Source organism: Buttiauxella sp. AC142, assembly GCF_979253435.1.
The window spans coordinates 316,909-336,909 of the sequence record NZ_CEEDCH010000001.1; the positions used below are offsets into that span (position 1 = coordinate 316,909).

General features: G+C 51.6%; 22 protein-coding genes. 13 read left to right on the forward strand and 9 right to left on the reverse strand.

Annotated features, from left to right (window positions below):
• Positions 1–170 precede the first annotated feature (170 nt).
• From AC0IWZ_RS01415 to AC0IWZ_RS01465, 11 genes are all read left to right on the forward strand, one after another.
• A complete protein-coding gene (locus AC0IWZ_RS01415) occupies positions 171–317 on the forward strand; it encodes a hypothetical protein (protein WP_156104844.1) in 147 nt (48 codons plus the stop codon).
• Positions 318–354: 37 nt separating this feature from the next.
• A complete protein-coding gene (locus tag AC0IWZ_RS01420) occupies positions 355–672 on the forward strand; it encodes a glycine dehydrogenase (RefSeq protein ID WP_034492948.1) in 318 nt (105 codons plus the stop codon).
• 17 nt (positions 673–689) lie between these two features.
• The gene (locus AC0IWZ_RS01425) at positions 690–1,052 is read left to right on the forward strand and encodes an SFCGS family glycine-rich protein (RefSeq protein ID WP_034492950.1); all 363 of its coding nucleotides are present in this window, start codon (positions 690–692) and stop codon (positions 1,050–1,052) included.
• A 2-nt stretch (positions 1,053–1,054) separates the two neighbouring features.
• Positions 1,055–1,351 (forward strand): DUF4312 family protein, encoded by a 297-nt coding sequence (locus AC0IWZ_RS01430; protein WP_034492952.1) that lies wholly within the window; start codon positions 1,055–1,057, stop codon positions 1,349–1,351.
• Positions 1,352–1,374: 23 nt separating this feature from the next.
• The gene (locus AC0IWZ_RS01435) at positions 1,375–2,151 is read left to right on the forward strand and encodes a DUF4311 domain-containing protein (protein ID WP_034492954.1); all 777 of its coding nucleotides are present in this window, start codon (positions 1,375–1,377) and stop codon (positions 2,149–2,151) included.
• A gap of 11 nt (positions 2,152–2,162) precedes the next feature.
• Positions 2,163–2,804, forward strand: coding sequence for a DUF4310 family protein (locus tag AC0IWZ_RS01440; protein WP_471678328.1), 642 nt, complete (start codon positions 2,163–2,165; stop codon positions 2,802–2,804).
• 48 nt (positions 2,805–2,852) lie between these two features.
• Complete coding sequence (locus tag AC0IWZ_RS01445; RefSeq protein WP_471678327.1) at positions 2,853–3,986, forward strand: amidohydrolase/deacetylase family metallohydrolase; 1,134 nt, start codon at positions 2,853–2,855, stop codon at positions 3,984–3,986.
• Positions 3,970–5,088, forward strand: coding sequence for a DgaE family pyridoxal phosphate-dependent ammonia lyase (locus AC0IWZ_RS01450; RefSeq protein ID WP_034492962.1), 1,119 nt, complete (start codon positions 3,970–3,972; stop codon positions 5,086–5,088). The genes AC0IWZ_RS01445 and AC0IWZ_RS01450 overlap by 17 nt, the downstream gene beginning before the upstream one ends.
• Positions 5,085–5,825, forward strand: a complete 741-nt coding sequence (dagF, locus tag AC0IWZ_RS01455) for a 2-dehydro-3-deoxy-phosphogluconate aldolase (protein WP_034492963.1) — start codon at positions 5,085–5,087, stop codon at positions 5,823–5,825. Before AC0IWZ_RS01450 ends, dagF begins: the two co-directional genes overlap by 4 nt.
• Before the next feature lie 110 nt (positions 5,826–5,935).
• Positions 5,936–7,042 carry a lactonase family protein gene (locus AC0IWZ_RS01460; RefSeq protein WP_034492964.1) on the forward strand — a complete coding sequence of 369 codons (1,107 nt, stop codon included), beginning with the start codon at positions 5,936–5,938 and terminating at the stop codon, positions 7,040–7,042.
• Positions 7,043–7,057: 15 nt separating this feature from the next.
• Positions 7,058–8,968 carry a BglG family transcription antiterminator gene (locus AC0IWZ_RS01465; RefSeq protein WP_471678326.1) on the forward strand — a complete coding sequence of 637 codons (1,911 nt, stop codon included), beginning with the start codon at positions 7,058–7,060 and terminating at the stop codon, positions 8,966–8,968.
• Positions 8,969–9,066: 98 nt separating this feature from the next.
• Here AC0IWZ_RS01465 and dolP read toward each other — a convergent pair whose 3' ends face one another.
• The 4 genes from dolP to AC0IWZ_RS01485 are packed head-to-tail and all read right to left on the reverse strand — an operon-like array spanning position 9,067 to position 12,693.
• Positions 9,067–9,642 carry a division/outer membrane stress-associated lipid-binding lipoprotein gene (gene dolP / locus AC0IWZ_RS01470; RefSeq protein ID WP_034492967.1) on the reverse strand — a complete coding sequence of 192 codons (576 nt, stop codon included), beginning with the start codon at positions 9,640–9,642 and terminating at the stop codon, positions 9,067–9,069.
• Positions 9,643–9,651: 9 nt separating this feature from the next.
• A complete protein-coding gene (gene diaA, locus AC0IWZ_RS01475; RefSeq protein WP_034492968.1) occupies positions 9,652–10,242 on the reverse strand; it encodes a DnaA initiator-associating protein DiaA in 591 nt (196 codons plus the stop codon).
• A gap of 19 nt (positions 10,243–10,261) precedes the next feature.
• A complete protein-coding gene (locus AC0IWZ_RS01480; protein ID WP_034492970.1) occupies positions 10,262–10,657 on the reverse strand; it encodes a YraN family protein in 396 nt (131 codons plus the stop codon).
• Positions 10,615–12,693: a penicillin-binding protein activator gene (locus AC0IWZ_RS01485; protein WP_471678325.1), complete on the reverse strand. Its 2,079-nt coding sequence runs from the start codon at positions 12,691–12,693 to the stop codon at positions 10,615–10,617. The genes AC0IWZ_RS01480 and AC0IWZ_RS01485 overlap by 43 nt, the downstream gene beginning before the upstream one ends.
• Positions 12,694–12,755: 62 nt before the next feature.
• Here AC0IWZ_RS01485 and rsmI point away from each other — a divergent pair, with 62 nt between their 5' ends.
• Together rsmI and AC0IWZ_RS01495 are read left to right on the forward strand one after the other, a co-directional pair.
• On the forward strand, positions 12,756–13,622 hold the full coding sequence (gene rsmI, locus AC0IWZ_RS01490; protein ID WP_034492975.1) for a 16S rRNA (cytidine(1402)-2'-O)-methyltransferase: 867 nt from the start codon (positions 12,756–12,758) through the stop codon (positions 13,620–13,622).
• Positions 13,623–13,734: 112 nt separating this feature from the next.
• Complete coding sequence (locus AC0IWZ_RS01495) at positions 13,735–14,049, forward strand: hypothetical protein (protein ID WP_172895647.1); 315 nt, start codon at positions 13,735–13,737, stop codon at positions 14,047–14,049.
• A 46-nt stretch (positions 14,050–14,095) separates the two neighbouring features.
• Here the strand turns inward: AC0IWZ_RS01495 and AC0IWZ_RS01500 are convergent, their stop codons facing one another.
• The 5 genes from AC0IWZ_RS01500 to agaF all read right to left on the reverse strand — a co-directional run bounded on the left by AC0IWZ_RS01500 (position 14,096) and on the right by agaF (position 19,984).
• Positions 14,096–15,994, reverse strand: coding sequence for an enterotoxin (locus tag AC0IWZ_RS01500; protein ID WP_471678324.1), 1,899 nt, complete (start codon positions 15,992–15,994; stop codon positions 14,096–14,098).
• 76 nt (positions 15,995–16,070) lie between these two features.
• Positions 16,071–16,949: a tagatose-bisphosphate aldolase subunit KbaY gene (kbaY, locus tag AC0IWZ_RS01505; protein ID WP_034492983.1), complete on the reverse strand. Its 879-nt coding sequence runs from the start codon at positions 16,947–16,949 to the stop codon at positions 16,071–16,073.
• A gap of 12 nt (positions 16,950–16,961) precedes the next feature.
• Positions 16,962–18,116, reverse strand: a complete 1,155-nt coding sequence (locus AC0IWZ_RS01510) for an SIS domain-containing protein (protein WP_471678323.1) — start codon at positions 18,114–18,116, stop codon at positions 16,962–16,964.
• A 303-nt stretch (positions 18,117–18,419) separates the two neighbouring features.
• Positions 18,420–19,553, reverse strand: coding sequence for an N-acetylglucosamine-6-phosphate deacetylase (gene nagA / locus AC0IWZ_RS01515; protein ID WP_471678322.1), 1,134 nt, complete (start codon positions 19,551–19,553; stop codon positions 18,420–18,422).
• Complete coding sequence (agaF, locus tag AC0IWZ_RS01520; RefSeq protein ID WP_471678321.1) at positions 19,550–19,984, reverse strand: PTS galactosamine/N-acetylgalactosamine transporter subunit IIA; 435 nt, start codon at positions 19,982–19,984, stop codon at positions 19,550–19,552. Before agaF ends, nagA begins: the two co-directional genes overlap by 4 nt.
• Positions 19,985–20,001: the final 17 nt, after the last annotated feature.

Below are 20,001 nucleotides of genomic sequence, written 5' to 3' on the forward strand. Positions count from 1 at the left end.
CTACTTAAAAATACGGTTGGGTAAAACTCAACCGTTCTGGCACCGCAGGAAGTTTTCTTTACCGGAAAATGTGCCATAAGCCTTTCCAATATCTCCCCCAAAATCCCCCCTGGCTCACAAATTTGCTCAAAAACTATCACTGAGAACTCTCACTTAAGCATTGCTAATGCGTGACTGTAATCACACTAAACCAGCCAATCATCACGATTCAGCCCTTTTTTGTGGCGCAAATCACTATTGAAGCCGCGATTTCCACTTCGAAGTGGAAAACAACTCGCTACAAACCTTTAACCCTGGTCGATACCTTAAAAGCCTGACAGCGAAGAGGTACGTAGTGTGAATGACGGAGCGGTAATGGTTAATGAAGCCGGGTGTACCGAGGAAACGCTTCTCACCGAACGAGTGTTGGCGTTTATCAATACGCTGCTTATGAACAGAAACATCACGCCGAACGCGGTGCAGGAACAGATGCTGACATCCCACGTTCGTGCCATGGCTCATCGGTCATTGACCGGCGAACCGCTGCCAGAAGTTGAAGAGAGTCTGTTTGAGGAAATCTCTGATGACTCGCTGGTGATGGCGAAAGAAGTGGTGGAACAGTTTGGCAATCTCCCTGTTGAAGAGGCGTGGTTGTTGTCGGTGCATTTTGAAGTCGCGAAAGACAATCTTTGAATAATCAGGAGAAACACATGGAACAAATTACCGTAGTGATTGGCGATCGTCTGGGCAAAGGCCAGAAAGTGGCGGCAGGGATTGAGAAAGCGGGCGGTCGTGCCGTGGTGATTCCTGGTGTTGCCGCTGATATGAAACTGGGCGATGTAATGAAAGCAGAAAATGCCACGTTTGGTATCTCTTTCTGCGGTAGCGGCGGCGCAGGTGCTATCACCGCGCAAACCAAACACGGTTACAAAGCCAAGTACGGCATGCGTTCAGTGGATGAAGGCGTGACCGCAATTAACGAAGGCAATAACGTTCTGGGCTTTGGTTTTATGGATAAAGAAGAACTGGGCGAGCGTCTGGTACAGGCCTGGGCCAAGAAGTACGGTCAGTGAGCATGAAAGAACACTTCTCAGAAACGGTGAGAGTGAAAGGGCGCGGCGATACCAAAGCCAAAGCCTTTGCTGACGCCCTGAATCATGTTCAGGGCTCGGTGATGAAATCTTCTCCCCACATTTTACTGCGCATTGAGCCACAGGATGTGCAAGTTATTCAGGCGCGAGTCCAGGTCAAGAAAGAAGCGTTTTTGTTCTTCTTCCTGAAGCGTGAAAAACAAATGTTCAGCGTCGAGCTGGATGTTTCAGTCAATGTTACGGCAATCAACATGGACAAAGTCGATTTCATTCCCCAATAAAATCACACAGAAAGGACAGACAGATGTTCTTAATTATATTAATAAAATCGCTAATCATCGGCGGTCTGGTGGGTGTTGGAGTTGGCGCCGGGGCTGCACGTATGTTTCACGCGCCTACCACTCAAGGGATGGGCGCTTTTCGTACTCTCGGTGAGCTAAATTCCTGCGAAGGCGATCCGGCTTCACACTTCTCATTTGGTCTGGGCTTCTTCTTTAACGCATGGGCGTCCTCGGTTGCAGCTGGAGCGTTCACACAAGATGTTGACCACCGCATTATCCCAAACTGGGGTGCTGCCGCGTTGATGGTGAAAAACCGTAACGTCGCCGAAACCCTGCACGACCCGAGAAAGATGGCTATCGCCTGCGGCATCATCGGCATGATTGTGGTCGCCTTCCTTAACACCACGGCTTCGGCGGTTCCGGCTGCATTGCAGGTCACGGCGGTAAAAGTTCTGGTGCCTGCCGCTAACCTGCTGGTTAACATCATAATGCCAGTGATTTTCTGGCTGGCGGCGATTGACGCGGGTAAGAAATCGGGCTTCTGGGCGACGATTTTCGGCGGCTGCGCACAGCTGATTATGGGTAACGCCGTACCGGGTCTGGTACTGGGCATCCTGATTGGTAAAGGTGTGGAAGAGAGCGGTTGGAACCACGTCACCAAAGTGATGATGGTCGCGATTATCGCGCTGTTTGTCCTGAGTGGTTTCTTCCGCGGTTTCGACATGAAGATGATCGAATCCTTCCATCTGACCGTGCCGAACTGGCTGGATCTGATTCATAACTCGCTGAGCGGAAAATAAGGGAGCCAATGATGGAAGAGAATAAAGGTTTTTGGTACGCCGACTGGTCTTTCCCGATTTTTGTTGGCCTGCTTTCATCCGGCGTGTTCGCCGGGACACACATGTACTACCTCTACGGAATCGGCGCATTTAACGAAGTAGCGTTTGTTTCCATGCTGCGTGCCGGAATCGACACTGGCGTGTATGGCGCAGTCGCAGCATTTGGTGCCAGCTTCCTGTTTGCCCGCATCATTGAAGGTTCGCTGGTCGGGATTCTGGACATCGGCGGGGCGATTCAAACCGGTGTCGGGCTTGGCGTTCCTGCCCTGTTGCTGGGGGCCGGGATTGTCTTCCCAGTCGCTAACTTCACCGCTTCTTTAGCAACCGGTTTGGTGATTGGCCTGGCGATTGGTTATCTGATCATTCTTGCGCGTAAATTCACCATCAACCAAAGCAACTCTACTTACGGTGCTGACGTGATGATGGGCGCGGGTAACGCATCCGGCCGCTTCCTTGGCCCGTTAATTATCCTCAGCGCGATGGCCGCCTCGATTCCAATTGGTATCGGATCCTTGATTGGTTCGCTGCTGTTTTACCTGTGGAACAAACCGATTACCGGCGGCGCAATTCTTGGCGCGATGCTTTTTGGCGCTTTCTTCCCGATTGCTTTGTAGAACTTTTTTGGCGGATGGCGCGTCCCATCCGCCAATAAGGAAAAAATCATGTACGACTTAATCCTGCGCAACGCCCGCCTGGTGGACGATACGGTTATCGACATCGCGATTAAAGATGGAAAAATTGCGGCACTGGGCGGAGTCACGGGTGATACATGCGAAGAGCGCCAGCTTAACGGCGAGTTTTACGTTAGCGCCGGCTGGATTGATTCCCACGTTCACTGCTACCAAAAATCCCCGATTTATCACGATGACCCTGACAGTATCGGTATTCATACGGGGGTGACGACGGTGGTGGATGCCGGAAGCACTGGTGCGGATGACATCGACGAGTTTTACGAGCTGACTCGCTGTGCGCGCACCGACGTTTACGCTCTGCTGAATATCTCGAAGGTTGGGCTGATTGCGCAAAACGAACTGTCTGATATGGCGAATATCGACAAAGTGGCGGTGTGCGATGCCGTCACGCGCCACCCGGGTTTTATCGTCGGTATCAAAGCACGCATGAGCAGCAGCGTGGTGGGTGCGAACGGCATTAAACCTCTTGAAATCGCCAAAGAAATCCAGCGTGAAAACGGTGATTTACCGCTGATGGTACACATTGGCAATAATCCGCCGGACCTCGATGAAATCGCCGATTTATTAACCAGCGGCGACATCATCACCCACTGCTATAACGGCAAACCGAACCGCATTCTGACGTCTGCGGGTGAATTACGTGCCTCGGTTTCCAGCGCGATACAGCGTGGCGTGCGCCTTGATGTCGGCCATGGCACGGCCAGTTTCAGCTTTGAAGTGGCGAAAATCGCCATTAGCAAAGGGATTTTTCCGCACACCATCAGCTCCGATATTTACTGCCGCAACCGCATTAACGGCCCGGTGCATAGCCTCGGCGTGGTGATGTCAAAATTCCTCTCCATCGGCATGTCGCTGCCACAAGTCATTGATTGTGTGACGTCACATGCAGCCGACGGTCTGCGCCTGGTGAATAAAGGCCGTTTGTCGATTGGCCTTGATGGCGACCTGACTATTTTTGCCAAACGCCGCCAGCCGACGGTATTTACCGACTCAGAAAATCAGACACTCCAGGGTGAACAACTACTGGTGGCACTTGCCGCAGTTCGCGCTGGAAAATGGTTTACGACCGAACAAGGGAAGCAAGAACATGTCTTCGATTTATGAAAAATACAATTTAAAACAAGTTATTAATGCATCCGGCCGCATGACGGCACTCGGTGTTTCTACTCCGCGCCCGGAAGTGGTGGACGCCGTGACGAAAGGCATGAATCACTACTTTGAAATGAAAGACCTGGTGAACAAAACTGGGGAATACATCGCAAAACTGCTGGATGTGGAAGCGGCGACGGTAGTGTCCTGTGCTTCCGCCGGTATCGCGCAATCGGTGGCGGCGGTGCTGGTGAAAGACAACGCGTGGCTGATTGAAAACCTGCATGGCACCCCGCTTGAGAACAACGAAATAGTGTTACCAAAAGGCCACAACGTGAACTTCGGCGCACCGGTAGGCACCATGGTTTATCTCGGTGGCGGCAAAGTGGTTGAAGCCGGTTACGCCAACGAATGTTCGGCTGATCAACTGGCTGCGGCGATTTCCCCGCGCACGGCGGCCATTCTGTATATCAAATCTCACCACTCGGTGCAGAAAAGCATGCTTAGTGTTGAGCAGGCGGCGGTCGTGGCCCGCAAGCATAACCTGCCATTAATTGTTGATGCTGCAGCGGAAGAAGATTTGCAGTGTTACTACCGCGCCGGTGCTGATCTGGTGATTTACAGCGGCGCAAAAGCGATTGAAGGGCCAACCAGCGGTCTGGTGATCGGCAAAGCGCAGTACATCGAGTGGGTGAAACTCCAAACTGGCGGCATTGGACGCGCCATGAAAGTCGGTAAAGAAGGCATTCTTGGCCTGACCTGCGCTATCGAACATTATCTGAGTGCGGAAAAAGAGAGCGGTGCGCAGATGGTGGAAAAAATGACGCCGTTTATCGCTAATCTCAATACGATTGAGGGGATCAGCGCCCGCGTCGTGTGGGATGCCGCCGGTCGTGATATCGCGCGTACTGAAATTAAATTCGATGAAGCGGTGATTGGCACCAGTACCGTAGAGTTAGTCAGCGCGCTGAAACAAGGCGAATATGCGATTTTCTTCCGTGGCTACAAAGCTAACGAAGGGATTATCGAAGCCGACGTACGCAGCGTAAACCCACAGCAGCTAGAGATTATTTATCACAGCATTAAGGCTTTGGTCAGCAAGGAGAAACAGGCATGAAATTGACCCCGAACTTTTACCGCGATCGTGTTTGCCTGAACGTGCTGGCTGGCTCCAAAGAGAATGCTAAAGCTATTTATGACGCTGCCGAAGGGCATGTGCTGGTGGGCGTGCTTTCCAAAAATTACCCGGATGTCGCCAGTGCTGTTGCAGATATGCGCGAATATGCGGCGTTGATCGAAAATGCGCTCTCGGTTGGCCTTGGTGCAGGCGACCCGAATCAATCGGCAATGGTGAGTGAGATCTCCCGCCAGGTGCAGCCGCAGCATGTAAACCAGGTATTTACCGGCGTGGGAACCAGCCGTGCGCTGCTTGGGCAAAATGAAAGTGTGGTTAACGGCCTGGTTTCTCCAACCGGCACCGTCGGTATGGTGAAAATTTCCACCGGCCCGTTGAGTTCTGGCGCGCCAGACGGCATCGTACCTGTCGAAACAGCAATTAAGCTACTCAAAGACATGGGCGGAAGCTCAGTCAAATATTTCCCAATGGGCGGCCTGCAATGCCGTGATGAATATGAAGCGGTAGCGAAAGCTTGCGCAAAATATGATTTCTGGCTGGAGCCCACCGGTGGTATTGACCTTGAGAACTACGAAGAAATTCTGAAAATCGCACTAGATGCGGGCGTAAGCAAAGTGATTCCGCATATTTACAGTTCAATTATTGATAAAGCGAGCGGCAATACGCGTCCGCAAGATGTGCGCACTTTGCTGGAAATGACCAAGAAGTTGGTCGGCTAAAACCATCCTCACCCCGGCCCTCTCCCTGAGGGAGAGGGGGAAACTGGGCAGTTCCCTCTCCTGGGGGAGAGGGTGAGGGCGACCAATCTCATACACAACAAGGATCTCTGATGCCTGCAACACAGCCGCAGTATGCCTGGATTGGCACTTACCATCCCAATGGAGAAGGTGTGTACCGCTTCCTGGTAGATGCCGAAACCGGTGCGTTGACCCACAAAACGTTAGTTTGCGAATTGCCCCATGCGGCACAGCTAACCGCCGCTAAAAATGGCAAAACGTTGTATGTGGCAAGCGAAGCAGAACAAGGCACTGTTGCAGCGTTGCGCGTGGGGGATGACGGTAATCTTACCGAGCTGAATCAGGTTTCATCGGGCGGTGCGGGGGCGGTTTTTCTCGCACTCACGCCGGATGGGCGCTATCTGTTGGTGGCCAATTACGGCAGCGGTTCCGTTGCCGTATTGCCCGTGAGAGCCGACGGCAGCCTCGGTGAGGCCACTGACGTCCAACAAGATTCAGGGCCTGCGGGAGCTAAAAAGCCGGTAGCCGCCGTAGAAGGCAGTTTTGCTGCCAGCGGTCACAGCAGTGCGCACGCTCATATGATCGCCGCCGATCCCACGGGCAAATACGTGTTTACTACCGATCTGGGTCTGGATCGAATCTATCAATATCGTTTCGACAAAACCCACGGCAAGCTCGTGCCTAACGATCCTCCTTATATTGATGCTTCTTCAAAAGGTGCCGGGCCTCGCCACTTTGTGTTTACGCCTGGCGGTGAGGGTTTGTGGCTGATCAACGAAGAGGCTTCCACGCTGACGTATTACCAGGTTGATGAAAACCTGGGAACATTGACCGAAGGCGAAAGCCTGTCTTCGCTGCCCGAAGGTTTCAAAGGCACCAGTTATGCTTCGGGTTTACTGCTGAGTAAAGATGGAAAACAGCTTTACATCGCTAACCGTTTGCACAACAGCATCGGTCATTTTACCGTCACCGCGAACGGCAAACTGGTGCTTCAGGAACATGTCTGGACGCGGGGAGATTACCCACGCACGCTCACCCTCGACCATAATGAAAAGTATCTGTACGTCATGAATCAGCGCAGTGACAACATCACTCGTTTTAGTGTGGCGCACGGCAATGGAAAACTGACTTTTGTTGAGGATTACATTGCGGTGGGAAGCCCATCACAGATGGTGATGACAGGCATCACGCCCGATTAAAGAAAGGAAACGGCAGTGAGATTCCCAAACCAACGTCTGGCCCAGTTGTTTGAAATGCTGCAAAACGAAACGCTGCCCCAGGATGAACTGGCGCGGCGCTTATCTGTTTCTACCCGCACGGTGCGCACGGATATTACTGCTCTAAACGCATTGATGGCCGGGCATGGTGCGCAGTTCGTGCTCAGTCGCGGTGCGGGGTATCAGCTCAATATTGCCGACAGCTCGCTCTATCAGGAGCTGGTGCAGCAGCCTTCGCGCCAGTTGCGGATCCCACGTAATTCTCCGGAACGCGTCCATTATTTAGTGGTACGTTTTCTGACATCTGCCTTCTCATTAAAACTCGAAGATCTGGCGGAAGAGTGGTTTGTCAGCCGCGCTACCTTGCAAAGCGATATGGCAGAAGTGCGTGAATGGCTGGCGCGTTACAACCTGACGATTGAAACCCGCCCGCGTCACGGCATGAAATTGTTTGGCAGCGAAATGTCGGTGCGTGCCTGCCTGACGGAGCTACTTTGGCAACTGACTCAGGAAGATAGCGATAATCCGCTGCTGACTGAAGAAGCGCTGAACGCTGGCGTGCCAGAGCAACTGGCGGCGGAATTACATAACTGTTTTACGCGCTGCCGAATTCGTCTGACGGACGAGGGTGAGCAGTTTATCCGTTTGTATTGCGCCGTGGCTGTGCGCCGTATCAGCGAAGGTTATCCGCTGCCGGAATTTAGTGCCGACAATGTGGACGAAGCCGTACGGGAAGCCGCCCGTGAAATTACGGTGTTGATTCAGAAACTGGCCGATAAGCCACTTTCGGAAGCGGAAGAACAATGGCTACAAGTGCATATCGCCTCGCGCCAGATTCAGGATGTGGCCCCGAGCGCCATCAGTGCCGACGACGACGAAGCGCTGGTGAATTACATTCTGAGCTTTATCAACAGCAACTATAACTACAACTTATTGACCGATAAGCAGTTGCACGCTGATTTGCTTACCCATATCAAAACCATGATCACCCGGGTGCGGTATCAGATAAACATTCCGAACCCGCTGCTCGACAACATTAAACAGCACTATCCGATGGCCTATGACATGACGCTGGCGGCGGTGTCGAGCTGGGGGAAATACACTCCTTATGTTATCAGCGAAAACGAAATTGGTTTTCTGGTGCTGCATATTGGCGTGGGGCTGGAGCGGCATTACAACATTGGTTATCAGCGCCATCCGCGCGTGCTACTGGTATGTGACACCGGCAATTCCACGGTGCGTATGATTCAGGCGATGCTGCTGCGTAAATACCCGCAAATTGAAGTGACGCGGATTATCTCGTTGCGCGATTACGAACAGCTCGCCTGCGTTGAAGAAGATTTTGTGATTTCCACGGCACGCGTAACGGATAAACAAAAACCGACGGTGGTCGTCGCCCCGTTCCCAACGGAGTATCAGCTCGAACAGCTTGGCAAGCTGGTGCTGGTGGATAGAACCCGCCCGTACATGCTGGAAAAATTCTTTGATGCCAGCCACTTCCGAGTGATTGATGTGCCTGTCACACAGCAGGAGTTGTTCAGTTCGTTGTGCCAGCAACTAGAGCAGGAAGGGTTTGTCGGTGCGGACTTTTATCCGTCAGTCGTTGAGCGCGAGGCAATTGTCAGTACGGTGTTGGGCGAGGGGATTGCGCTTCCGCACTCATTGGGACTCATGGCCAACAAAACCGTGGTTTATACCGTTCTTGCCCCGCAGGGAATTGGCTGGGGTGACGAAACGGCGCACGTCATCTTCCTGCTCGCTATCAGCAAAAGTGAGTACGAAGAGGCGATGGCAATTTACGATTTGTTTGTGACTTTTCTGCGTGAACGGGCGATGCCGCGCTTGCGGGACAGCAGGAGTTTTGACGAGTTTAAAGCGGTGGCAATGGATTGTTTGAGTCGGTTTTAAGGGGAAGCCACCCTTATCCCAACCTTCTCCCTGAGGGAGAAGGGGAACACCGTATAATTCCCTCTCCCTTAGGGAGAGGGTTAGGGTGAGGGGAAAAGTTACTTCAGAATCGTAAACGCAGTGGTCACATGCTTCACGCCACTGACCCGGCTGGCAATATCTGCCGCGGCTTTGGCTTCTCTGTCAGTCAGCAAACCTAACAGGAACACTTCGCCATTTTCGGTCGTGACTTTCACATTCGTCGATTTCACCTGATCGCTTGTCAGCAACTGCGAACGCACTTTGGTCGTTATCCAGGTGTCATTTGACGCTGTACCCAGGCCAATTGGTGCCATGTTACGGATTTCGTTATACACCTCGGTGGTGCCATCAACGCCCAACGCAATTTGTTTGGCACGCGATGAGAGTTCTGAGTTCGGCGACTGCCCAACTAGCAACACTTTGCCCTGGTATGCACTGACGTTGATACGTGTTTCTTTCTTGATTTGTTCGTCTTTAGCCAATGCGCTGTTTACGCGCAATTCCAGCGTACCATCGTCAACCTGAGTACCGACTGAGCGCGGATCTGTCGCCGTTTTAGTGGCAACTGCGGCGGTACCCACTACTGCGGCAGCAACACAACCTTGTAGCAGTAACGCAGTAATAAGGACTGCAAGTGGCTTATATGCCTTCATCTGTACTCCTTAATCGTCCTGGTGAGGGAATAACGTATTATCAATCAGATCGCATAAGCAGTTTACCGTCAGCATATGCATTTCCTGAATGCGTGCGCTGCGGTGAGAAGGGATGCGAATTTCCACATCCTGCGGACCTAACAGTCCTGCCAGTTCCCCGCCATCGTAGCCTGTGAGCGCAACGATAGTCATGTCACGTGTCACGGCGGCTTCTACCGCTTTGACAATATCACGACTGTTGCCGCGGGTCGAAATGGCGAGCAAAACATCACCGGCATGACCTAGCGCACGTACTTGTTTGGCATACACTTCTTCGTGTAAACGATCGTTTGCGATCGCGGTTAAGACCACATTATCAGCATTAAGTGCAATGGCAGGTAAACTCGGGCGCTCAGTTTCAAAGCGGTTGATCATGCTGGCGGCAAAATGCTGGGCATTCGCCGCAGATGTGCCGTTACCACAGCACAAGATTTTATTGCCGTTGAGCAGCGACTGAACCAGCGTCATGGCTGCACGGGAGATAGCATCTGGCAGAGCTTCCGCTGCGGCAATCTGGGTTTGAATACTTTCCGTGAAGCAGACTTTGATTCTTTCGAGCACGTTTATTTACCTGGTTTCTTTAAACATCTGCGGTGAACGCGTTGGTTAACCACTCTATTTCATTGCCGGTGAAGGCTAACACATCGAAACGGCAATCCACAGTATCAAAACTTCCTGATGTGCGGGCTAGCCAATACGAAGCGGCATGTAACAATTTTTGTTGCTTGCGGTGTGTGACGCTGGCGGCGGCATCACCAAAGTGATTTGAGCGGCGGTATCGCACTTCAACAAACACGATAACGTTGCCATGTCGCATGATAAGGTCGATTTCGCCGCCGCGGGAATGCACGTTGGCGGCGATAAAACGCAGTCCTTTGCGTTCAAGAAAACGGCGCGCGGCTAACTCGTAGTGCGCGCCAGTTTGTTGACGGGTCAGGATGCCGGAACGATTTGCCCCTGACGGAATTGCAGCCAATTTAACTTCCTGTTAATGACGCAGTCCTGATTTGCAGACAGCGTGCCGGTATTGCCATTCACCTGATAACCCGGCACCTGGCGCATTTGAGAGAAGTGGTTTGCCAGTGACCAGGCATCAACGCCCATCGCGTACAGTCGCGCTAACGAGTAATCGTTATGCACGTTGCTGAGTGCTTGCTGCATCAGTGACGGATTGTTGCCCGCGAGCATTGGGATCTCACTAAATTGCAAACCTTCCATTTCCAGGCGGAAATCCGGGCCGTTCACACCCTGAGAACTGCGTGAGCTGGCATACAGTTGCGCCGGGCTGCGGCTGCCGGTACGCATGGCAATCATCGGTTTGATCAGTGCGACTTCGTCAGATGTCGCCACAATGTAGGCTGCATCTACGCCGCCGGAAGTGGCACCTGTAATTTGCGCATCCGTTGGCGGTGGTGGAATTGTCAGCCCGCCAATGGTCACGCCTGCGGGTTGAGCGCTGGCTGGCGTGACTGGCGTGCCGCTTAACGCGATGCCTGAACCGCTGTTAATGCCTTGCTTGAGTTCAGCCGTTGAACCGAACTTCTGCTGTAGGACTGTACCGCCGCCAAGCTTCACCCATTCTTCGGCAAAGGCTTTGGTCACTCGGTCGCCCAAGGCGTTACGCGGCACCAGTATCAGCGGCGCACGGTGGCCTTGCTGCCAGATATGATCTGCGGCATCACGGGCTTCATCTTCTGGCGACAGCGCGAAATAGCAGATATTGGCGCGGTTCTGAACGGATTCCGGCTGGTTGAGTGCCAGGATATTCAGTGGCGAGGTGCTGGTAGCCAGTTCATCTACGTTGTTTTTAAGCAGCGGGCCGACGACCAGCGTTGCGCCATCTTGCTGTGCCTGAGCCAGCAACTGAGCGAGCGGTTGCGAGGTGGTATCGTAGACTTTCACTTCCGCTGAAGGATTCGCCGGAGCGGCTGGCGCTGGCGCCGTTTGTGTTGCCGTTTGTGGAGCCTGAACCGGAGCCGCCGTTGTTTCTGCTGGCTGCTGCGTTAAATCATCAACCGATGCTGCCGAAGGCGCTGCCACCATATTAGGATCGGTTGGCTGCGGTAATGCTGCCTGGGTGGTATCAACAGGCTGTGCGTTAGCATCTGGCATTTGCGCAGGTGCAGTCGTTTGTGCAACCGGGGCAGAACCCATATTTTTGGCGGCTTCAAAACCTTGCTGGATGGTGCGACCAAATACTGCCGCCTGGCCGCTCAACGGCAGCAGAAGGGCGATTTTCTCGGTCGATGCCGCTTTGTAATTCTGCATATTGCTTAGCTGAGTTGGCAGCGATTTAGCACCCGGATTTTGCGGGTAACGCGTTTGCCAGTCTTTGATCCCGGCTTTCAACATTTCCGGATCGTTGCGGTTATCGTTCCATACTCGTTGCAGATCCAGCCAGCCTTGCAGCGTGTTTTCGTCGGCATTAATGACCAGCGCATTCATCTGTTCTAGCGTCATCTGAGATAATGCCTGCCAGGTACCGTCGATATTTTTCTGATGCGCAGGGCCGGTCAACATAGGCTCCTGGGCAATATAAGCACGCAGCAGCTCCAGCGACGGGCGATTCTGGCTGGCGTCGATAAAGGACTGGTAATAGCGGGCCTGCTGGTTTTTGTTCAACTCGGCCAGATTGATTTTTGCCAGCGCGGCATTCGCGGCGGCGTAATCTTTCTGCGCGACTTTGATTTCAGGCACCAGCAACTGTTGTTCACGGCGTTGTTCGTCATTCATCTCTTTTGGCAGCTGATTGTAGAGATCAACGGCTTGCTGAGTTTTGCCTTCTTTCACCAGCGCATGAATGGCGAGTAATTGCCAGGTGGTCTTGCTATCATCACCGCTTTGCTGCATCTGTTGCAGATAATAGGCGGAATCCGCTGTGGCTTCGCCCTGCATATGCGCGGTTGCCTGATCTGGTGCTTTTGTCGTGGTACAGCCAGCGAATATTAGCGCGGCCAGTACAACCGGCAGACAGCGCCCGGCTTTAGAACGAATAATTTTAGACGGTACCATTCTGTATCCAGTGTAATTTTTATCTCAGTGTTCAATATTAAATCGGCAATACGGATGAAACAATGAAACAACTCGAAACGGCGGCTATTTCTGCCAGCACGCTCTACATCGTTCCGACACCCATCGGTAACCTCGGCGATATCACACAGCGGGCGTTATCCGTGTTGCAAAGCGTTGACCTGATTGCTGCCGAAGATACTCGCCATACCGGTTTGCTGCTGCAACATTTTGCGATAAATGCGCGGATGTTCGCATTGCACGATCATAACGAGCAGCAAAAATCCGAAACTTTGCTGGCTAAGCTGCAAGAAGGGCAGAGCATCGCGTTAGTTTCTGACGCAGGAACGCCGTTAATTAACGATCCTGGCTACCATTTAGTGCGTACTTGCCGTGAAGCGGGTATCCGCGTGGTGCCGTTGCCGGGTCCATGCGCCGCGATTGCTGCATTAAGTGCGGCTGGTTTGCCTTCAGACCGTTTCTGCTACGAAGGCTTTTTGCCTGCAAAATCCAAAGGCCGCCGCGACGCGCTTAAAGCGATTGAGCAAGAACCTCGCACGCTAATCTTCTACGAGTCTACGCATCGCCTGCTCGATAGTTTAGACGATATATGCGCTGTGCTGGGGGAATCGCGTTATGTGGTGCTGGCGCGCGAGCTGACGAAAACCTGGGAATCAATCCATGGTGCGCCGATTGGCGAATTGGCGGCGTGGGTGAAAGAAGACGAAAACCGCCGTAAAGGTGAGATGGTGCTGATTGTCGAAGGCTTCAAAGCACCCGCCGATGACGCGCTTCCGGCCGATGCGTTGCGCACTTTGGCACTGCTGCAAACTGAATTGCCACTGAAGAAAGCGGCTGCGCTGGCGGCTGAAATCCACGGCGTTAAGAAAAATGCGCTGTACAAATATGCTTTAGAAAACAGCGAGAAATAGAGATTTTCGAGTAGCCTCGCACTCTGTTGTTACAGGTATCACTATTGTTAGTATGGTTTTAATAAGCGATGGTAGTTTGCTCATTCTTTAGTCTGTTCAGGATGAGCAAATTATGCCGGTGTTGTATCAGGGAGATTCAAATATGATTCTTTACCCTATCAGCTATAGCCCTTCAGCTCTGGAACGTGCATTTGATGTGACAGGGACTACCGATATTCTCGGCGTGCCAGCATGGATTGTATTGCGAAAGGATAAAACAGCTGCGGCTATTGTTTATGCAGAACCTTCGTTGGATGAGAGAGGCGAGCTTCGTCATCTCGTTGCAGCAAAACTGGATTTGATTCCACGCAAAAGCGCTGAGCAGAGAGAGTCCATCCTGGCCGTTAAACGCTACTGGGAGTCTGAGGCTGTTTCACAAAATGTATGAAAACCCGCTTTCACGGGTTTTTTGTTTTGAGCACAGTGACTAAACGCTATTTCTTCCCGGCCATTGGCATGGCTTCTATCACCAGTGTTTCCAGCGGTTTCAGCATCACAATGACCGGTTTGCTGTAATCACTCGGCAGAGTGGTATTTGCGCCATAGACGGGTTTGAGTGCGAATTGTGTCGCTTCGCCATCAGGAATTTCAAAGCTCTTCGTCAAATCGAGATAGTAGCTTTGTTCTTTATCAGACGGATTACGTAAACCAAGGATAGCTTTATCTTTGCTCCACGATGCCCAGCCATATGCTTCCAGCGCTGTCGGGTCGCCACCAATCCAGTGGGTATCAACTAACACTGCACTATTTGCTCGCGACCATTTCGCAGCGTCGGCCAGGGTGTCCCATTTTGCACTGTTGAGCATGGATGGCGTGATATACAGCTCTTGTAGCTGAGTTCCGGTAGCAAAGTAGCTCCAGACCTGGTCGGCAAAATCACTGTCAGTTTGTACTTTTTCAAGCCCGAAGTAGGCATTTTCAGCACTCACAATACCGTGATACATCAGCGAGTTGATTGGGAACAGCGGGCCTTTACGCACAATAGAACGGTAAGTTTCAGCATCGCGGTAGGTCATCCATTGTTGAACCGGCGATCCTTTGCCATATACGTTGATATCATCGCCCTGGCGCCAGATAGAGTCGGCATAAAATAGCCACGAAGGGCTGGCGTCTGTACCGGTGGTCAGGTTAATAAACAGGTCTTTATTCGCTACCCGCATGTTTTTAATCAGCTCAATTGAGGCATCAAAATCCGAAGCGAACTGGCTACCCTGAATCCAGTTATTGGCATTACCCATGCCATCTAATTTGAACGAGGTAATATGTTCGTTCTTAATGAGCTTAATAATTTGTTCGTTAAAGTTGTGGAAGTAATTGGGTCCGGAAAGGGCAAATTTACCGTCTACGGTTTCAAATCCATTTTCTTTGGCGTGAGAAACGCGGATATCACGCGGTTTGTTATAACCTCCCCATGGCGATAACCATAAACCGACAGAGGTATTTAAGCTGTCAGCCTTTTCTTTTACAACGCCAAATCCATTGCTGAACGCCGGGCCAAATAACCATTTTCCTGTGCGGTCATCCCAGCCGTCATCGAGTAAAAATCCGTCCAGTTTTACGCCACGTTTTTTAATTAATTCATTGGCGTAGGCATCCATCCGGTTAAGGACATCTTGTTCGGTATACGTCGTAAAGAAGCCGATATCCATCCAGCTGTTGTAGTGCAAATACGGCTGATACGGGCGCGGGCGCATCGCGTTAATGAATTCGTTAAAGCTGCGGCGTAGCTGATTTGTCGCCTCGAAGGTGCCGAAATAGGTGGTGTAGGTTACTGGCGCATCGGTTTTAATGGGGGTTTTCAGGCCGACATTCAGATTGGTCGTGGTTTCGTACGCGTAGGTATTAACGATAGGTTTTTCCGGCAGAATAAAGAAGCTGTCGGCAATAATCGGTGAGCTATTAATCGCGCCATCAACATAAGGTGCTTGCGATTGCCCTTTGGTCGGGAAGAAGGTGATTTTCGCGACATCCTGCGCTTTGCCTTTTGCTTTAATCGTGTAATCGATGCTGGCGTATTTTCCTTTCAGAACATTCAACACGACAGTAACTGAAAAATCTTTGTGGTCGTAATCAATATGAATAGCGTCATCTTTTTGGCTAACGTTTTTGATTTTAAAATCGGCAGCGTGGATAACATCTTCGTTCGGGAGCGTTAAAAAGAACAACTCTTTAGGCGCGAGTTTGCTCTGGGAAAGTTTGTCCTTAATTAAGACCGCAGAATTGGTATCGTCAAATGAGATGGAGATATTGTTGTTATTGAGCAGATATTCGGAAGCCAATGCGCCATTGCTGACCAGTAAAAGTAATAACGAGCTTTTAATCATTCTATTCATCTGAGTTTCCTGTCAGGGTATTTTCAAACGTAGGGTATTACCCGCATTCGCAGGCAATACCCTGAAGGGAAAGGATTTAAAGCGTTGTTTCTGTTTCGAGAATTAATTTATTGGCAGAACCACAAACGGTGACTTTACTGCGTACCACATCTTTCATTGCGTCCATTCCAACGCGCATGTAGTAGCGTGGATCGTTGCCTTCCGGGTTATCGCTGAACCACTTTTTCACTGCCGCAGCAAAGGCGATTTTTAATTCGGTTGCCACGTTCACTTTGCACACGCCAAGCTCAATGGCGCGTCTGACAAATTCATCTGGCACATCGCTCGCGCCGTGCAGCACCAGCGGAATATCCACCACTTCGCGAATTTCGCCCAGGCGCTGGAAGTCAATTTTTGGCCGTTTAGTGTAAAGCCCATGAGCGGTGCCGATGGCTACCGCCAGGCTGTCGATCCCGGTGAGCTCGACAAAGCGGCGTGCTTCTTGCGGATCGGTGAGGAAAGCGCTTTCTTCATCTACATCCATATCGTCTTCCACCCCGCCGAGACGGCCTAATTCGGCTTCGACACTGCAATCATTACGGTGGCAAAAATCGACCACTGATTTCACCAGGCGCACGTTTTCTGCCAGCGGGAAGTGACTGCCGTCAATCATGGCGCTGCGCACGCCAGCATTCACCTTGCGGCTAATATCGGCCAGCGATTCATGGTGATCCAAATGCAGCGCCAGTGGCATGTCATAGCTTTCGGAGTAGGCTTCGCACAACGCGTAGATCTCTTCAAACGCTATATGTTTAAAGGTGCCGGGCGTGCCAGCAAGAATGACCGGAGACTGCATCTCTTTGCAGACTTCCAGAATCGCCTGGATAGTTTCGGCGTTGTGAATATTAAACGCAGGTACGGCGTAGCCTCGAGCCTGCGCATCTTGCAGAAGATATTTAGTGGAAATAATACTCATGTTGTAATCCTCTCAGCCTCTCCACGGATGAATAATCACACCTTTCACAACACGGTTAACCGTGCCGCTGGCAGATGGCGTGTCAGGGGTAATGCCTGCTTTGATTGATTCGGTCAGTGCGAAAATCTGCGCATACATCAAAAAGCAGAAAGCCTGCTCGACGTCGATAAAATCGCGGGAAGGTGGCAGCCAGATATGTGGCCCTGTTTCCACTTCCGGGCAAGGTGAAGCGCAGATAGCCACAACGCGTAGTGCCTGTTGATCACGACGCAGTTCAGCCAGCAAATCCAGGTCGTACTGGCGTGTGTAAGGGTGGCTTGAGACAAAGACCACGACTAACGTTTCGTTATTGACCAGCGATTTTGGACCGTGGCGGAAACCCGTAGGGGAGTCATAAAACGCGGCTAATTTTCCTGCTGTTAGTTCGAGAACTTTTAGCGCGGATTCACGCGCAACACCCTGTAAACCGCCACTGCCGAGGTAGACGACACGTTTGAAAGGAAGGTCGCCAAACACGCTTTCGCTGAGGTTACATTGCGAGGTAATAATTTGTTCGCAGCGTTCGGCGACATCCTGGAAAGTAGCGCTATTGATGACGTCGGGCGCAAACACCGCAAGGCAGCTCGCCATCATGGTGGTAATACTGCTGGTCATCGCAAAACCGCGATCGTGGGTTTCTGGCGGCATTAACAATGCCAGCGAATTGCCACTGGTCGCGGCGTTTTGATACAGGCTACCGGCTTCGTTACAGGTAATTATCAGGTGGTAGCAGTCCTTCACGACCTGGTTGACTAAATCGACCGCCGCCACACTTTCCGGGCTGTTGCCTGAGCGTGCAAACGAAACCAGTAGCGTCGGCTCTTGCTCGGTTAAATAGTCCATTGGATTGGTCACGAGGTCCGTGGTCGGCACGGCAACAAAGTTTTTCCCAGTGTGGCACGAAAGCCATGGCGTAATAATATCGCCAATAAATGCGGAGGTTCCTGCACCCGTCAGGATGATTTTTAATGAGGTGTTTTGTAGCAAAGGCGCCAGGAACGCGTCGATGTTGCTACGTTGATGGCCAATATTTTTTAGTGACTGAATCCAGCTTGCCGGTTGTTGGCGGATCTCTTTTTCAGTCCAGGTTGATGTGCCGGAAAGACAGGCAGATTGGGTTTCGCTCATAACTCAGTCCTTAGCAGTGCAAGATCATCGGAAGTAGCACAAAGCAGTACAGGACAATCTTTCGTTTTGTTTCATTTACTCAACTTCATGCTTAAATAAAATCTATAGAAAAGAAAACGAAAGGTCAATGTAAGAAAAACAATAAAACGAAAAATGTGATCCCTGAAGACGGTGTTTTTGATTAATTAATTGATTTAAATGATTATTTATAAAAGCTAAATAATATGTGTGAATATAATCGAAAGGAAAAGAAAGGTCTGCCACGGGGTGGTTAGCAGACCAAAACGGAGCACAATGAAAGAACTACAGGAGGACAGCCTGGCCGTTAATCCAGATGTTTTGCAGTAAAAGCTGCGGGTTAAGCGAATTCAGATTGGCGCGTTTTCCCACCGCCAGGGAGCCAAGAGAGTTATCCAGGCCGAGCATTTTTGCAGGATGCAGCGAAGCCATGTGAATGGCATCTTCAGCGGTAACGCCAGCGCTGTTGACCAGATTGCGCACCGCCGCATCAAGCGAGAGCGTGCTTCCGGCAAGCCCGCCGCTTTCAGTTTTCACAATGCCATTTTGCATGGTCACTGGATGCCCACAAATCGAATAGTCGCCATCTGGCATTCCGGCGGCACTCATGGCATCGGTGATAAGCACAATTTGCGATTTCGCGCAGTGACAACAAATATTCATTACAGCAGGGTGAACATGGTGCCCATCGGCAATGAGTTCCAGCCACGCACGTTTATCGCTTAAACCCGCTCCCACCATGCCTGGATTACGATGGTGCAGGCCCGTCATGCCGTTAAAGCAATGCACCAGCCCGTCGGCTCCGGCATCAAACGCCATTATGGTTTCTTCATAACTGGCGGCACTGTGGCCAAGCATCACGCGCACATCACGACTTTTCAGATGCTTGATGGTTTCCAGCGCTGCGGGTTTTTCCGGTGCCAGAGCAACTACGCGCAAGGTGTTTTGCGACACCTCTATCAACCTGTCCAGCTCGGCAGTATCTAACTCGCGGAACAATTCTGGCGGATGAGCGCCTTTGTTCTGCGGTGTAAAATACGGCCCTTCAAGATAGCTGCCCAGCACACTGGCTCCCGGTCCGCCGCGATAATAGCGCTGTGCAATTCGCTGCAATGCCCGCTTGATATCCGCAAGCGGAGCGGTAACGGTGGTGGGCAGCCAGCCACCCACACCTTCACGCGCTTTGTGTATTGCCAGCCGCTCGAGGACGCCGGGGTCGTCATCCATCACATCAACCCCGTCGCCGCCGTGAACATGAATGTCGATGTAAGCCGGGCAAAGCAGTTCAGCATCACGCGTCAGAGTGCCCGCAGGAATCGGCTCTATGGCGACAATCGTTTCGTTTTCAATGCGTAACTGATGATCGTCCAGCCAGCCTTGTTCGGTCAGAACACGCCTGGCGCGCAGCAGCGTGGTCATATTCCTTCCTCAACCGCCTGCTCTTCACGGTAACGCCCCATTTCATCGACCAGGCTGGTTAACCCACGATGGCCGCATTCCAGTGCCTGAAGACGAAACTCTTTACTGCTCAGGCCATCGCGCTCCAGCACCATTTCCAGCAGCAGTTGCAGGTTGATGCCGGTAATGACTTCACGCCCTGGCTTCTCTAGCGCCATGGTTGAAGCCACGCGGAACGGCGTGCCACCGAGTAAATCGGTTAAAAAAACCAGGTCTTCACTTTCATCTAATGCGCCGATCGCTTCTTCAAACTGTGCCGTCAGGAGTGCTGTTGAAGAGGTTTCAGGGAAATCAATGGCGATAAATTGTTCCTGTTCACCGAGGATCTGCTTCATCGCTTTTTCCAGCCCGGTGGCAAAGCCACCGTGACCGCTGAGAATAATACTTAACATATTGTTTTATCTCGCTT